11 protein-coding genes and 2 pseudogenes are annotated in these 13,664 nt (G+C 66.2%); 3 read left to right on the top strand and 10 right to left on the bottom strand.

Annotated features, from left to right (window positions below):
• The first annotated feature begins 72 nt into the window (after window positions 1-72).
• Both H0B43_RS34755 and H0B43_RS34750 read left to right on the top strand, forming a co-directional pair.
• Entirely contained in the window at window positions 73-630 is a 558-nt protein-coding gene (locus H0B43_RS34755; protein WP_213015323.1) for a helix-turn-helix domain-containing protein, read from the top strand.
• Window positions 631-917: 287 nt separating this feature from the next.
• Window positions 918-1,115, top strand: coding sequence for a DUF6300 family protein (locus tag H0B43_RS34750; protein ID WP_213015322.1), 198 nt, complete (start codon window positions 918-920; stop codon window positions 1,113-1,115).
• A 404-nt stretch (window positions 1,116-1,519) separates the two neighbouring features.
• Here the strand turns inward: H0B43_RS34750 and H0B43_RS34745 are convergent.
• From H0B43_RS34745 to H0B43_RS34735, 3 genes and pseudogenes are all read right to left on the bottom strand, one after another.
• Window positions 1,520-1,947 (bottom strand): annotated as a pseudogene (locus tag H0B43_RS34745) (transposase family protein); the annotation flags it as partial.
• A gap of 166 nt (window positions 1,948-2,113) precedes the next feature.
• The gene (locus tag H0B43_RS34740; protein WP_213015321.1) at window positions 2,114-3,649 is read right to left on the bottom strand and encodes a class I adenylate-forming enzyme family protein; all 1,536 of its coding nucleotides are present in this window, start codon (window positions 3,647-3,649) and stop codon (window positions 2,114-2,116) included.
• 311 nt (window positions 3,650-3,960) lie between these two features.
• Window positions 3,961-4,518: a helix-turn-helix domain-containing protein gene (locus tag H0B43_RS34735; protein ID WP_213015320.1), complete on the bottom strand. Its 558-nt coding sequence runs from the start codon at window positions 4,516-4,518 to the stop codon at window positions 3,961-3,963.
• 115 nt (window positions 4,519-4,633) lie between these two features.
• Here H0B43_RS34735 and H0B43_RS34730 point away from each other — a divergent pair, with 115 nt between their 5' ends.
• Window positions 4,634-5,743 carry a thiolase family protein gene (locus tag H0B43_RS34730; protein ID WP_185729678.1) on the top strand — a complete coding sequence of 370 codons (1,110 nt, stop codon included), beginning with the start codon at window positions 4,634-4,636 and terminating at the stop codon, window positions 5,741-5,743.
• Window positions 5,744-5,799: 56 nt separating this feature from the next.
• Here H0B43_RS34730 and istB read toward each other — a convergent pair whose 3' ends face one another.
• From istB to H0B43_RS34695, 7 genes and pseudogenes are all read right to left on the bottom strand, one after another.
• Window positions 5,800-6,564, bottom strand: a complete 765-nt coding sequence (gene istB / locus H0B43_RS34725; protein ID WP_072816447.1) for an IS21-like element helper ATPase IstB — start codon at window positions 6,562-6,564, stop codon at window positions 5,800-5,802.
• A gap of 53 nt (window positions 6,565-6,617) precedes the next feature.
• Window positions 6,618-8,156 carry an IS21 family transposase gene (istA, locus tag H0B43_RS34720; protein WP_185723831.1) on the bottom strand — a complete coding sequence of 513 codons (1,539 nt, stop codon included), beginning with the start codon at window positions 8,154-8,156 and terminating at the stop codon, window positions 6,618-6,620.
• Between the two features lie 402 nt (window positions 8,157-8,558).
• Window positions 8,559-9,162: pseudogene (locus H0B43_RS34715) on the bottom strand (GTP-binding protein).
• Window positions 9,163-9,361: 199 nt separating this feature from the next.
• Complete coding sequence (locus H0B43_RS34710) at window positions 9,362-10,258, bottom strand: hypothetical protein (RefSeq protein ID WP_185730150.1); 897 nt, start codon at window positions 10,256-10,258, stop codon at window positions 9,362-9,364.
• A gap of 24 nt (window positions 10,259-10,282) precedes the next feature.
• Complete coding sequence (locus H0B43_RS34705) at window positions 10,283-10,543, bottom strand: hypothetical protein (RefSeq protein WP_185730151.1); 261 nt, start codon at window positions 10,541-10,543, stop codon at window positions 10,283-10,285.
• An 882-nt stretch (window positions 10,544-11,425) separates the two neighbouring features.
• Window positions 11,426-12,448 (bottom strand): AraC family transcriptional regulator, encoded by a 1,023-nt coding sequence (locus H0B43_RS34700; RefSeq protein WP_185723832.1) that lies wholly within the window; start codon window positions 12,446-12,448, stop codon window positions 11,426-11,428.
• Between the two features lie 156 nt (window positions 12,449-12,604).
• Window positions 12,605-13,537 (bottom strand): AraC family transcriptional regulator, encoded by a 933-nt coding sequence (locus tag H0B43_RS34695; RefSeq protein ID WP_185723833.1) that lies wholly within the window; start codon window positions 13,535-13,537, stop codon window positions 12,605-12,607.
• Window positions 13,538-13,664: the final 127 nt, after the last annotated feature.

Genomic DNA, 13,664 nt, shown 5'->3' with positions numbered 1-13,664 from the left:
CTCACCCGAGAGTAACTCAAAAAATCATAGTGATCAACTCTATTTTTCATAGTCACTCGCTCGATCTCTGCGATGATGGGGGCGGAACGAGTTCACGAGGAGGACGTCGGTATGGCTGGCTGGTCAGAGATCACGAGCACGCAGTGCCCCGTCGCGCGGTCGAGCGCGGTGATCGGGGACCGCTGGACGCTCGTGATCATGCGGGAGCTGACGATGGGCAACCGCCGCTTCGACACATTGCAGGTCCAGACCCTGACTTCGCCGCAGATGCTGACCAACCGCCTCAAGCGGCTGGAGGCCGACGGCATGCTCGAACGCCGTGCGTACAGCGAGAGGCCCCGCCGCTACGAGTACCACCTCACCGACAAGGGCGAAGCCTTCGCCTCGGTACTGCTCGCCCTGCGGGCATGGGGCGAGACATGGTGCAAGGAGCCCGGGGAAGAGGTCGCCGTCCACCACATTCACAAGACATGCGGTCGCGAGGTGGGCCTGAGCGGCCCCGTGTGTGAAGGGTGCGGCGAACCCTTCACCATGAACGAAGTGACGGCTGAACTCAGCGCGGCCTTCGCACAGGAACGCGAGGCCAGGAGCGCAGCTGCCAGACGCGACGCCGAGGCCCGCCGAACCTGACCTGCCCCCTCGGGGGCACGACGGCCGCGGAGCCGTCAGCCATGCGGGATCCCGTCTGCCGACGGCACACGCCTGCCGACGGCACACGCCTGCGTGTCACGCTTCGGGCCTCTGGTGCCTGGAAACCAGCAGTGTCGAGTGTGCAGTAAACGTCGCGGGGATCTCGATCTTCTCGCCGAACGGTTCGGTGAGGCGGGTGCCTTGGCCTGCTGTTCGTCCATGGCCATGGCGCCGGCCAGGACCATGCGGTCGTCCGCGGAAATGATGCGATGCGCAATCTTCAGGTTATGGCGCAGTTTCCGAGCACCATCGTGAACGGGCGCGATGCGAAGGTGCACGGCTACAAGGAAGCCGTGCTGTGCGCCACCTGCGACCAGGACAGCCCGGCCGCCGCCGAGCTGCTGGCCCTGTTCACCGAGAACGACGGGACCTCCCCTGGCAACATGCAGGTCTTCGGCGAACTCGCCGTGGCCTGGGTCGAGTAGGTGCGTCACCGTACGGCCGACGAGGCCGCACACGACGACGAACACAAACAGTGGCAACGCAGCGAGCTGTAACCCGCGAAAGCGGGCACTTCGCCGCCCTGGCCACGACGACCCGTGGCGGGAGTGTCCGGAGCACCGGCGGGAGGCCTGCACGGTTGTGGCACTGGTCTGTGGAGTGCCCGGCCCGGTGAGCGAGGGGCGGCCCCGTGCACGGTTGGCGCGGGTGCGTGCGGGCCGGTAGGTACGTCGGGGCGGATGTCCTGGCGCCGACACTAGGAGGCGTGTGCGCGGCGCAGGACGCGTTGGGCAGGCGTGAACAAGGACGGGACGCGCGGGGTATGGTTATCCGAGCAGGTCGTCGACCTGGTGCCAGCGTTCCAGGGTGGTTCGGGCGCGTGGCCCGTCCTCCCGGTCGGCAATGGGATGCGCAGGGTGCGCAGGATCGTGTGACGCGACAGGCCCACCGCGAGTATCGCCGGCAAACGTGATCCCGGCCGGCCCGCTAACTCTTTGACCACGGCCTTGACCTGCGTGGTCAGACGAGCGGTGCGTCGCTGGTATCGCTCCAGCACCCCGGGCACCTGCTCGCGGAAGGTGTGGCAGCAGCCTCGCGTGGGACACACCAGACGCCGCACCCGGACACGGACCACCACCTGTCGCCCGTCGACCGGAACGTCGGCCACCGTCCGCCAGTGATAGCCATGCAGCGCTCCGACGAGGCCCCGCACACCGGACAGACCGCGGCCTCCTGCAGAGTCCGCGCCCGCACCACGATCCGCTCACCCTCGTCGGCCACATCCTCTATGACCAGCGGGGACAGACCCGAAAACACCGTCTACACAAGCTCGTTGACATCCATCACATGATGGTCATCGACCCTCACAACTCTCCGTCACCACCGAATGTGAGACAGGGCCGTTAAATTGACACACCCCGGCCTCGCAGCTCGCGCGGGCCGGACTCTCGTCGGCGGACTCGGACTTGGTCACGGACTGCCGTCATCGCAGTGGATTGCCCCAGCCGATCGTGGCCCGCAGGTTGGCCTTGAGCAGTTTGCCCCCAGCGTTGCGCGGCAGCGGCTCGGTGGCTACCGCGACGTACTGCGGGACCTTGAAGTCCGCCAGCTGCTCGCGGCAGTGCGCGATGACCGATGCGACGTCGACCCCGGCGTCGCCGCCGTACACGACCGCGCCGACCTTCTCGCCCATCACGTCGTCGGGTACGGCGAGCACCGCTGCCTCCAGGACGCCCGGCGAGGCGACCAGCGCGGACTCGACCTCGAAGCTGGAGATGTTCTCGCCGCCGCGGTTGATGATGTCCTTGATGCGGTCGACGATGTGGACGCGCCCGGCGTCGTCGACGCGGACAATGTCGCCAGTGTGCAGCCACCCGTCGACGGTCGTCTCGGCCGTCACTTCCGGGCGGTGCCAGTAGCCGTCGGTGACGTTCGCGCCGCGGGCCACGAGCTCGCCGACCGTCGGGTCGGCCTCGTTGAGCGGGACGAGGCCCAGGTCGACCGACGGCACGGCGTAACCGACGGAGTCGGCGTGCTCGACCGCGTCGGCGTGGGGCAGCAGCGTCATCAAGGAGGCGGTCTCTGTCATGCCGTAGCCGTTGAAGACCTCCGCTCCGCGGAAGGCTGTTTGGAGCTCGCCGACCAGGCTCTGGTCGATCGGCGATCCGCCGTACCCGACCCAACGCACGGTGGAGACGTCCGCGCCGGCGAAGGCCGGGTTGCGCAGGAGCAGCGCATAGACCGCCGGCACGGTGACCATGAAGGTGATCCGCTCGGTCGCCAGTGCCTCGATCAGGCGCACCTGGTCCAGCGCGGGCATGATCACGGCCGTGCCGCCGACCTGGACTGCCACCAGCATCTGGGAGTTGCAGCCGGTGACATGGAACAGCGGCACCGAGATCAGGGTGCGCAGCGCCGCTCCCGCATCCGGGGGTATGCCGATCGTGCGGATCATGTTCTGGGCGTTGCTCAGGAACGCGCGGTGCACGACCGGAACGCCCTTCGGTGTGCCGGTCGTGCCGGAGGTGTAGAAGAGTGCGGCCACGTCGTCGAGGCCCAGGCCCTCGGCGACGTACGCCTCGGCGTCGGGCAGCGGGGTCTCGGGGGCGAGATCGACCTTGGTGCCGGAGTCACCGAGCACGAACTCGACCTCGGAGACGGACGAGCGGGTGTTGACGGCGACCACCACGGCGCCGGCCATCAGGGTGCCCCAGAACGCCAGCACCCACGAGATGCCGGCCGGGTAGCGGATTGCGACCCGGTCGCCGTGCTCGACGCCGTGGGCGCGCAGGCCGCCCGCGACCCGCGCCGCGCGGTCCCAGAGCTGCCGGTAGGTCAGCCGCTCCCCGCCCAGCTCAGCGACCGCCTCGACGCCGGGTGAGCCCTCCATCCGGCTGCGCAGGAGCGCGAGCAACGAGTCCGGCAGGTCGGCGTACTCCGGGCCGTTGACGGAGTCGACCGTTACGCCGTCGCGGCTGAACGGGTTGTGTGTGCGGGGAATGGGGACGATTGTGCTCATCGGGTGCCTCCGGTGAAATAGCGGACGGCGTCGACGATGACGGCTGAGGTCATGATGGCTCTCTTCGATCGGGCAGGTCCCGCCGCCTCCACGATCCGCTCGGGTGTTTCTTGCTTGTGGTCCGTGCTGTAGCGCGCCACCGGTTCCTCCGACCTTCCCGAACGCGGGCAGTTGCCCCGTCGTCAACTCTCGAGTCCATTGTCTGTCAAACGTAATATTATGAGCGACAAGCTACTGATTTCGGCGACATGATCCGATCCTGCAGGACATGGGGTCTGCCGATCGTCGCGCCGATCGCCGCGCGGACGGCGTCAGGAAGGATGGTTGGCGGCGGCCGCTTTCGTCCTGTCGCTACGTTCGCGAGCGAAGGCTTCGCCGGGTGTGTCGAGTGTGTCACCGACTGTGAAGGGTTTACCGCAGCCCTCGCACACCGTGCCGTTCAGGCCGACCTCGTGACCGCATGCCCTGTGGATGACGTGGACGGCCAGCTCGTCGTCGGGCTCCTTGCACCACGTCTCGCCCCATGCCCTCAGGGCGAGCAGTACAGATCCGAATGCGCTGCCCTTGTCGGTCAGCCGGTACTCGTAACGGCGCGGCCGCTCGCTGTAGGCGTGACGTTCGAGCATCCCGTCCGATTCGAGTTGCTTCAGGCGCTCTGTCAGCATCTGGGGCGAAGCGGAGGTCTGGACCTGCAGGCTGTCGAAACGTGTGTTGCCCATTGCCAACTCGCGCATGATCACCAAGGTCCAGCGCTCCCCGATGACCGCGCTCGACCGCGCGACGGGGCACACCGTGTCCGCGACGTCCGACCAGCTCCCCATGATGACCGCCTTCCAGAAGGTCTGCTTGCAGCAGTTGTCTCGCGTCAACGATATCACTATGAAAAAATGACTGAGTCACTATGATTTACAGAGTTTCTGTGTGATGATGATCCTGCCCGGCGCGCAGCGCGTCGTCGGCGCCGATCAATCGAAGGGACTACTCATGACCTCAGCCGTCATCGTCGACGCCGTCCGCACCCCGCTCGGACGAGGCAAGCCCGGCGGCGCGTACGCCGACATCCACCCGGTCGAGCTGCACGCCGCACCGCTCCGCGCCCTGGTCGAGCGCACCGGGATCGACCCCGGCACGATCGACGACGTCATCAGCGGCGCCGTGGGTCAGGTCGGGGAACAGTCGGGCAACACGGCACGGTGGGCACTGCTCGCCGCCGGCTACCCCGAGTCGGTCCCCGGAGTCACGGTGGATCGCCAGTGCGGATCCAGCCAGCAGGCGCTGCACTTTGCCGCGCAGGGTGTCATCGCAGGTGCGTACGACGTCGCGGTGGCTTCGGGTGTCGAGTCGATGTCTCGCATCCCGATCGGGTCACAGTTCCTGGGCAAGGACTTCGCAGGCCCGTCGGTGGCTGAGCGATATGCGCCGGGCTTGATCCCTCAGGGGGTCTCGGCCGAGCTCATCGCCAGGAGATGGGGCTTCTCCCGCGCTCAGCTCGACGAGTTCGCGGCTGAGTCGCACGTGCGCGCCGCAGGGGCATGGAAGGACGGTCTGTTCGACGACGAGGTGGTACGCGTCAGCGACCTCGCCACCGACGAGACGATCCGACCCGCCACCACGCCAGAGACGCTCGCCGGGCTGATGACGGCGTTCGAGGACGACCACTGGAACCGTCGCTTCCCGGGGATCGAGTGGAAGGTCACCGCCGGGAACAGCTCCCCGGTCAACGATGGCGCCGCCGCCGTCCTGGTGATGTCGGAGGGAGCCGCCGAGCGGCGAGGGCTGCGGCCACGGGCGCGCGTGCACTCGTTCGCCGTCGCGGGCGACGATCCGATCTTCATGCTGACCGGCATCATCCCGGCGACGCAGAAGGTCTTGGATCGCGCCGGTCTTACTGTCGACGACATCGATGTGTTCGAGGTCAACGAAGCTTTCGCGTCCGTGGTCCTGGCCTGGCAGGCAGAGACGCGAGCGCCTCTGGAGAAGGTCAACGTGAACGGCGGCGCCATCGCGATCGGTCACCCGTTGGGCGGTTCTGGTGCCCGGCTGGCCACCACCTGTCGACCGTCACGTAATTCCCCAGGGGTGTCCGTCACGTAATTCCCCATGCTCGGGCGTGCTGAGTCGAGGGTAACCCGAGCGGGTGGGGGTGCGGATCAGGTTGCGCCGGCGGTGCGATGTCCGGGTCGTTTGCGGGGTCGGTAGGACGGTCCGTCCATCAGGGTTTGGTGGCTGGTGTTGATGAGCCGGTCGAGGAGCGACTCGGCGACGACCGGGTTCGGGAACAGCGGGTACCAGTCCTTCGGGGCGCGGTTGCTCGTCAGAATCAGCGGTTTGCCGGCGATCGCCCGGTCGGAGACGAGATCGTAGAGGTCATCCGACTGGGTGGTGGTGTGCTCGCGCATCGCGAAGTCGTCGATGATCAACACCAGCGGACGGGTGTATTCGCGCATCCGCTGACCGATGGTGCGGTCGGCATGGCCACCGGCGAGGTCGGCAAGCATGCGGGAGCACTTGACGAAACGCACGTCCCCACCGCGGCGGGCGACATGATGCCCGAGTGCTTGTGCCACATGGGTTTTGCCGACCCCAACGGGTCCGTAGAGAATGACCGACTCGCCGGCGTCGAGCCAGCGCAGGGCGGCCAGGTCCCGCAGCATCGCCGCCGGGAGTTTCGGGTTCGCCGTGAAATCGAAGTCCTCGAACGTGGCCTGTTGCTCGAACCTGGCCCGCCGCAGCCGGCGGGCCAGCGCCGCCGTTTCCCGGCGGGCGATTTCGTCCTCACACAGCACTTGGAGGAATTCGAGGTGTCCGAGCTGCCCGTCCCGGGTTTGGGCGAGCCGGGCATCGAGCGTGTCGAGCATCCCGGTCAACTTCAATGTCTTCAGTGCAGCACGCAGGCTGGGATCATGAATGGTCATCACAGAAACCTCCTGGTTCAACGTGATTGCAGGACAGTTGGGTGGAGTCGAGATCAGGCGGTGCGTTCGGCGTCGAAGGCGTCGGGTCCGCGCAGGAACGCCGGCGCCGGCGCGGCGGCCGGGGCGGGCTGTCCGTCGTGTTCGGTGCCGGCGGCGAGGATGCCCTTGACGGTGCGGTAGCTGGGGTCCCCGACCTCGAGGGCACGGGCGCACGCCGCATTCAGGCGCCGATCCTCGTAGCGGTCCCGCAGCCGGACGATGCCCTGGATCGCCCGCAGCCGATGCAACGCGTTTACCTGCGACAACTCGGCGACCACGGCGACCGCGCCGGGACCGATCTGCTCGGCCTGCGCCCTGCACCAGGACACGGTCTGCAGTGTGTAGGCGATCTTGTGCGGCGGGTAGTGCTCGGGGTTCGTCGACCGCCCCGACAGGTGCAGCACGTGGGTGGCGACCACCTGCTCGGTATGGAAGATCTGCACCACGTCGCCGCTGGTGCGAATCAGCACCTGCTGGCCGATCAGCCGCCAGGGCACCGAATACAGGGCCTTGCCGGCCTTGACATGACAGTCCGGGGCAACCTTCCCGGCCTGATAGAGGACCGGTTCGAATGGTCGCGGTGGAAGCTGTGTGAGACGGTGCTTTTCGATGGCCTCGAACACCGCTGTCGGCTGCGCTCCGTCGAGACCGCGGTGCTGGTGCCGGCCGTAGACATCGGTGCACCAGGCCAGGGCGGCGTCCTGCATCTGCGCCAGTGAGGTGAACTCCCGGCCCTTGAAGAACGAGTCGCGGATATAGGGCATCGGACGCTCGATCCGCGGTTTGTCCTTCGGCTTGCCGGCGCGAGCCGGGTCGATCAACAGCCCGTAGAACCGGGCGAGCTCGGCATAGGCGCGGTTGATCTTCGGGTCGTACAGGTCCGGCCGGTCGACCCCGGTTTTGAGGTTGTCGCACACCATCCGGGCCGGGACGCCGCCGAAGAGCTCGAACGCCGCGACGTGCGAGGCGCACCACGAGGTCTGGTCCATCCGCAGCACCGGCTGGACGAACAGCATCCGCGAGCAGGTCAGGATCATCGCGAACGCCCATACCGCCACCCGACGGTCGGTGGCCGGATCCCGCCACATGCCGAGCTTGCCGTAGTCGACCTGGGCCTCGTCGCCGGGCGGGACCGGGCCACGGGGCACCGTCACCTTCGTCTCCGCCACCTGATCGGCGAATCGCGCTGCCACATAACGACGTACCGTCGACTCGGACACCGCGACGCCGTGGTCGTCACGTAGGCGTTGCGCAATCGTCGCGACCGTCACCGACGCGGTCAGCTGCCCGTTGATCCAGTCGTGGTGCGCGGCGATCGCCGGCCACGTCACCGCCCTCGCCGACGGGTCGCCGACCTCCGGAAACCACCCCGAGATCAGCTCCCGCCAGAGGGCCTCGTCGAACTTCCCGCCCTCGCCGTGCGCCAGCCCCGCCGCCAACGCGGGTGCCAGGTATTTCCGGATCGTCTTGCGGTCGATCCCCAGGGCCGTCGAGATCTGCACCTGGGACCGGCCGGCATGCCAGTGCCGGAACAACTCCATCAGATCGGTCATCGTCCACGTTCTCCTTGCCACCGTCAGGCCCCTTCCCGGGCCCGTTGTCGATGGCCCAGTCAGGAGCGAACCTGCAGCAGCACCCGAACCCCGGCCGACACGCCCCAGGGTGGGGAATTACGTGACGGCAGGGTGGGGAATTACGTGACGGCCGAACCCCTCAACCTGGGGAATTACATGACCGCTGACATGTGTAGGGTCCGCCCACGTATCCGCGGTCGCGGCGCAACCGCCTTGGGAGCGCTGTCGACCTTTCATGACGTGCCGGCAGCGCCCGGCAGACCCCATAATTCGGCGTCGGGGATCTCCTGAGTCTCTATCCCCACTGTTTCGCTTCCTTTGCGCCCACCACCGTGCCGGATACCGAAGAGCTTCGGAGTTCGTGCACCTACGCGCCTGTTGTCAATGGGGCGCCGTCGCGGCGTTCAATGCCTCGAGGGCACATGCCGCGATCTCGAGAAGAGTGTTCCGGACCGACGCACGGCTCCGTGCGTCGACACCGACAATCGGCACTCCGACGGCAATCGCGAGCGCCGCCCGTATATCGTCGAGAGGGTATCGCGGTGCATCGTCGAACTCGTTGACGGCCACCACAAAAGGAAGCCCGCGGGATTCGAAGTAATCGACAGCGGCGAAACTGTCGTCGAGACGACGAGTGTCGATCAGCACTATCGCACCGATCGCACCGCGTACGAGGTCATCCCACATGAACCAGAACCGGTTCTGGCCGGGGCGTTCCGAACAGATAGAGGATCAAATCATCGGCCAGCGTGAGGCGCCCGAAGTCCATAGCGACGGTGGTGGTCGTCTTCCCTGGAGTCGCCAAGACGCTGTCGACTCCGGTGCTGGCCTAGGTGATCATCGTTTCAGTCCGCAATGGAACGATCTCGGACACCGCTCCCACCAGGGTCGTTTTCCCGACACCGAATCCGCCAGCGATGACGATTTTCGCGGAGGTGATCCGGACGGGCGCCAGGATCAGCAGGTTGTCGCCGTTTCTGCGCATCCGTGTGGCGAGGTGGTCGAGTCGGAAGAGGTTGTCGAGGCGCTCGGGGTCACGCTCTTCGAACTCGAGTTGTTCGATCATCTCCAGTTGCAGATCGATGAGCGACCTGCTGCGCCGGGCGAGGGTTTCGAAAACATTGTTCATCTGCGGCCGAAGCTGCGCCTGTTCGCCGGCGAGCAGCAGGGCCTGGCTGTGAATGTCATCTATGGCGCGCGAGTTGCCCGATCTCTTCATGGGTGTGCACGTCGATCGGGCCGAACTCGAGGGTGGAGGCGTCCGCACCGGACTCGAGGCGTCCGACCGCGTCCGGCAGGTCTGCGTGGGCCACTCGGAGAACGCCGCGGCGGAGTCGTCGCAGCGGTTTCAGCAGCGACCGTGCCACCACCACGGCGAGCATGATCGCGGCAAGCAGCAGCGTCGTGACGACCGCCGTGTCACGCCACGCGTGCGCCCGCAGTTCGGCCGACTTGGCCGCCACCGCGTCCGTCAAATCGGCGGACGCCGAAGCAATGGCGTCGGAGCACTCTCCAACACTCGCGATCAAGGAGTTCTTGAGATCGGTCAGCGCTTGGTCGGCGTTCTCGCGGCGCGTGATATCCGGCACCAATGCGGTGCGGTCGATCACGCCTTGGCGGAGCGTCGCCATGGTGGAGTCACCGGGCGGAGATCGTTGTTCGACCAGGTCGAGCAGCGCAGATTCGGTGCGCAGGTGGGCCAGAAGATTGACGCTCTCGGCGTCGAGGGGCGCATCGGATTCGCCGGTGAGAATGGCCGACGATGCGACCACGGACAGGCCCTCCGCCGAGATCAGCTTCTGGGCCGCCCACAAATCCTCGAGGCGCACGGTCTCGAGGACCACGTCGGGGTCGGCGATCGGAGCGGTGATCGCGGTCACCGCGCTCGACAAGGCGGATCTGATGGACGCGAGCTGCGCGGTGAGTGCCGCGGTCGATGCTGGGCCCTGCTTGGCTTGTGCGCTCAAGGCACGGGCACCGGAGAGGGCGGTCGCAACGTGGGAGGCCGTGTCGTCGTCGAGTATGGCAGCGGGATTGGCATATTCGAGGTCCGCTATCGATGCGTCGAGGTTGGCGATCATCGGATCAGTGATGGTCCGGAGCGCCTACGTTCCCATCACCACGGCCGCGTCCCCGTCCAACTCGACGAACAGGGGAAGGATCTGCGCCCGTTCGGCGACCGCGGTGAAGTCCGCCGCCGCGGCGAGACTCGCTTGTACGCGCAGGAAACCGAGTCCGGCCGCGACCAGGAGCGGCACGGTCAGCACGACCGTCATCTTCCAGCGCAGCGGCCAGCCTGCAAGCCCCAATGCCCGGCGCTGCCCGTGGGGTGGACGGCCGACAACCAGAGCGGGTGCGCGACTCATCGCGTGCCTCTCGGGTCGTACGCCCTCGGGCAGCGAAAGGGTGCCGGTGCATAGCCTGCTCTTCATGTGTTCGCGGTGCGAGCTCACCGCACCGCACCCAGCGCCTCTGTGGGGCCGGACGTCGGTAGTCCCGGACTGTTACCGGACTGAGCGCGTCCGCCCTGTTGCGGCGGGCTGACGGCCAGGCGGGCCGAGTCCACCCTCGCGCCGCCCTGGTCTCCACGCGTCAACGAGTGCGGTACTCAGCCTGCGCTTTTGTGCCCTGATCCGGGACACGTCCGACGGCTTCGGTGCCAGTGCTGTTTGCAGCAGGTCGATGAATCGATCCCGGGTGACGCCGTGGTTGACCATCAATTCGCCCGGCCCGGATCCGCCGAAAGGGGCCCACCGTATCGCGAAGTCGATCACCCAGCACTCGTCTGAGGTCAGGACTTTGAGCCGCTCGAGTTGTTCGCAGTCATTGCGGCACTGTTGCATCCAGTTCGGTTGGGTACCGTGAGGTGGGGTGCCGTGATCTGCCGGGACCAACGATGGGCTGGGCGCCAAGGGTGGATTCATCGGATGACCTGCTTGCTACTCGGTCGAATAGTGTGTGCTGCGACTGGTACCGGGTCGGCTGACTCGGAGGAAGGATCGGATCCCGCACCGCGTCGGCTAGCGCTCGGGGAGCGAGATCCTGCGAGTTGTCTGCAAATCTACGCGCAGCGGATCTGCATCACTATCCACGGCGCGACACACGCTGTACGTATTGCGACACAAGACTTTCGGCGTGAGAGCATGATGGGACTGTCGCTGTAAATGCCGTCGGCGGCCAACATCGACGTGATCTGGAAGTTCGGCCCTTTCGGGCGTACTCGCTTTTCCGAACGGCCTTGGTGGATGTCAGGAGCGCAGGGTCTGGGACGGGCTCACACCGTAGATGCGTCGATACTCGTGTGAAAATCGGCCGTAATGGTAGAAGCCCCAGCGACTTGCAATACCGGACACGGTGTCGACCTCCGCATCGGCGTGCATCAGGTCTTCGTGCGCTCTCTTCATCCTGGCGTTACGAATGAACTCGATCGGCGTGGTGTCCAGGTGGTCGCGAAACCCCCGCTGCAGCGCGCGGACGCCCAAACCTACTTTTCGGGCAACCAGTTCAGGAGACAACGGCATGGCTGTGTGAGCGTTGATGAACTCGACGGCCTCGTTGATCGGAGCGGGGGCGGAACGCAATGCCGGCCTCGACAGTTCGTCGGCGTACTGGTGTCCGGTGAGATTGAGCAAACCCACCGCGATCGAATAGGTCAACGGCGCCGCGAGAAGGGGGTTTGCCATGAACGTCCCTTCGATCTGACTGCGGTAGGTATCGAGTACGAGCCGGCGCCACGCGTGCCCATTGACGGTCGTGAGGTCCACGCCGCCGTGGAGTTGCACCGGCTGCGAGACAGGTCGGTCGAGCAGGTCCTGAATCGCGATTTGCATTGTCGAGCGATCGAGTTTCATCGCGAAGACGTGCAGCTGGCTGGTTCGCGGGGTGAGGATCCGGGCATCGGCGCCCGTGGAATAGACGACGGCGTTGCCCTGCTCGACCGTGGTCTGCTCGCCCACCGATTCCGAGAGCAGTCGGCCGGACATCGGTATGTTCACGTGATAGCCGTCGATGGACGGACAGTAGAGGTCGGTGTTGTTGTTGTAGCGCAACTGCCCCGTGACCATGGATCCCGCGACCACCGCCTTCAGGTCGGCGTGAAACCCGCCGGCTGCGCCGACCCGCGTGAGTTCGTGCGGATGGAAGACCTCGCCGACGCCTGCAACTGCTTCTTCGACGTCTTCGCTGTGCAGATTGATCGAGGTGCACGGCGGGGCGCCGTGTCGCGTCGCGGCCGGCACGGTTTGCTCGGGCCCCCTCCAGTGGTCAGGCACGGAGTTTGTTCACCTTTCCGGCATTGCGGCGCGCTTCCATCAAGTGCGCAGAGTATGACTCACATCACATTTTATGCCAACAAAAGCATCGCACCGGACATTGGGCCTCGGCGGCTCTCACACGCGGACGAACCCGGGGCGCGACTGCAGCCGCCCTCAGCGCCTCAAGGTCTCCGAAGGGGTGCTGCCGAACCGGTCGCGATAGGCCGCGGCGAATCTGCTGGTGTGGGTGATTCCACACCGAAACGCGATATCAGCGACCGTGGCCGGGGGGCCGGCCGCCATGAGCTCCGCGTGCGCCCGCTCCAGACGAACTTCGAACAAATATTCGAATGGCGTCTGGTTCATGCACGCCCGGAACCCTTGTTGCAGTCGGCGGACACTGACTCCCGCCACCTCGGCCATCTCACCCGGTGTCCACGTGTGGGCCGAATCGGCATGAATTGCGTCGACGACCCTTTTGACGATGCGGGGACGAACGCCGCGGTGACCGTCCTCGTCGTCCGGTATGGCCGCGAGGACGAACGCGGCGGTGAGCGTACCCGCGAGTTGAGTCAGCACGACGCTGTTACTCCACACACCGGCGTCGTCAGTGACCTGATGGAAGACGGTTTGGACGAACTTGAACCAGCTCGCCCCCCGGTCGGTCCGCAGATCGATCTGCATCGGCAGCTTCCCCGGGCGCCCCAGCACTCGATCCATTTCGCGCTGCAGGTAGTCCGTGTCGACCTTGAACCCGATGAGGCGACACGACGGACTCCAGCGCGGAATGACAGTCCGGGTGTCCGGCGGGCAGATGGTCGCCTGGCCGGGCAGCGACGCGATCTCGGCTCTCCCGATGACCGAGTCGAGCCGTCCCGACACCGGAATGTTGACACCGTAGGCGCCCGGGTGCTCGGTCGCGACGGAGACCGCGGCGCCGAGCCTCATGCTGGTGATCCGGCATGACCCGATCGTCGCTGCCTGCACGGCCGATCGGCACGCGGCTCCGGTCGTCAGCGGCCTCATCTCGTGCGGAAAGTACGCTGCAGCAACCGCATCCTGGACTTCGTGCCAGTCGGCGAATCGGGTAGTGCTGTGTGTGCCCATCGGGGTGTTCAAACCTCTCACTGTCTTGCGCCCTTCCCTGGGCAACCTCCACGGTGGACGCACGATCGTAGACGCCATTGTGAGCCCAATCACTAAACATTTGTCAAGAAATCGTCCCGCCGGCGTG

This window comes from Rhodococcus sp. 4CII (assembly GCF_014256275.1).
Classification (GTDB): Bacteria; Actinomycetota; Actinomycetes; order Mycobacteriales; family Mycobacteriaceae; genus Rhodococcus_F; species Rhodococcus_F wratislaviensis_A.
This window is presented reverse-complemented; position numbering and strand designations above follow the sequence as displayed.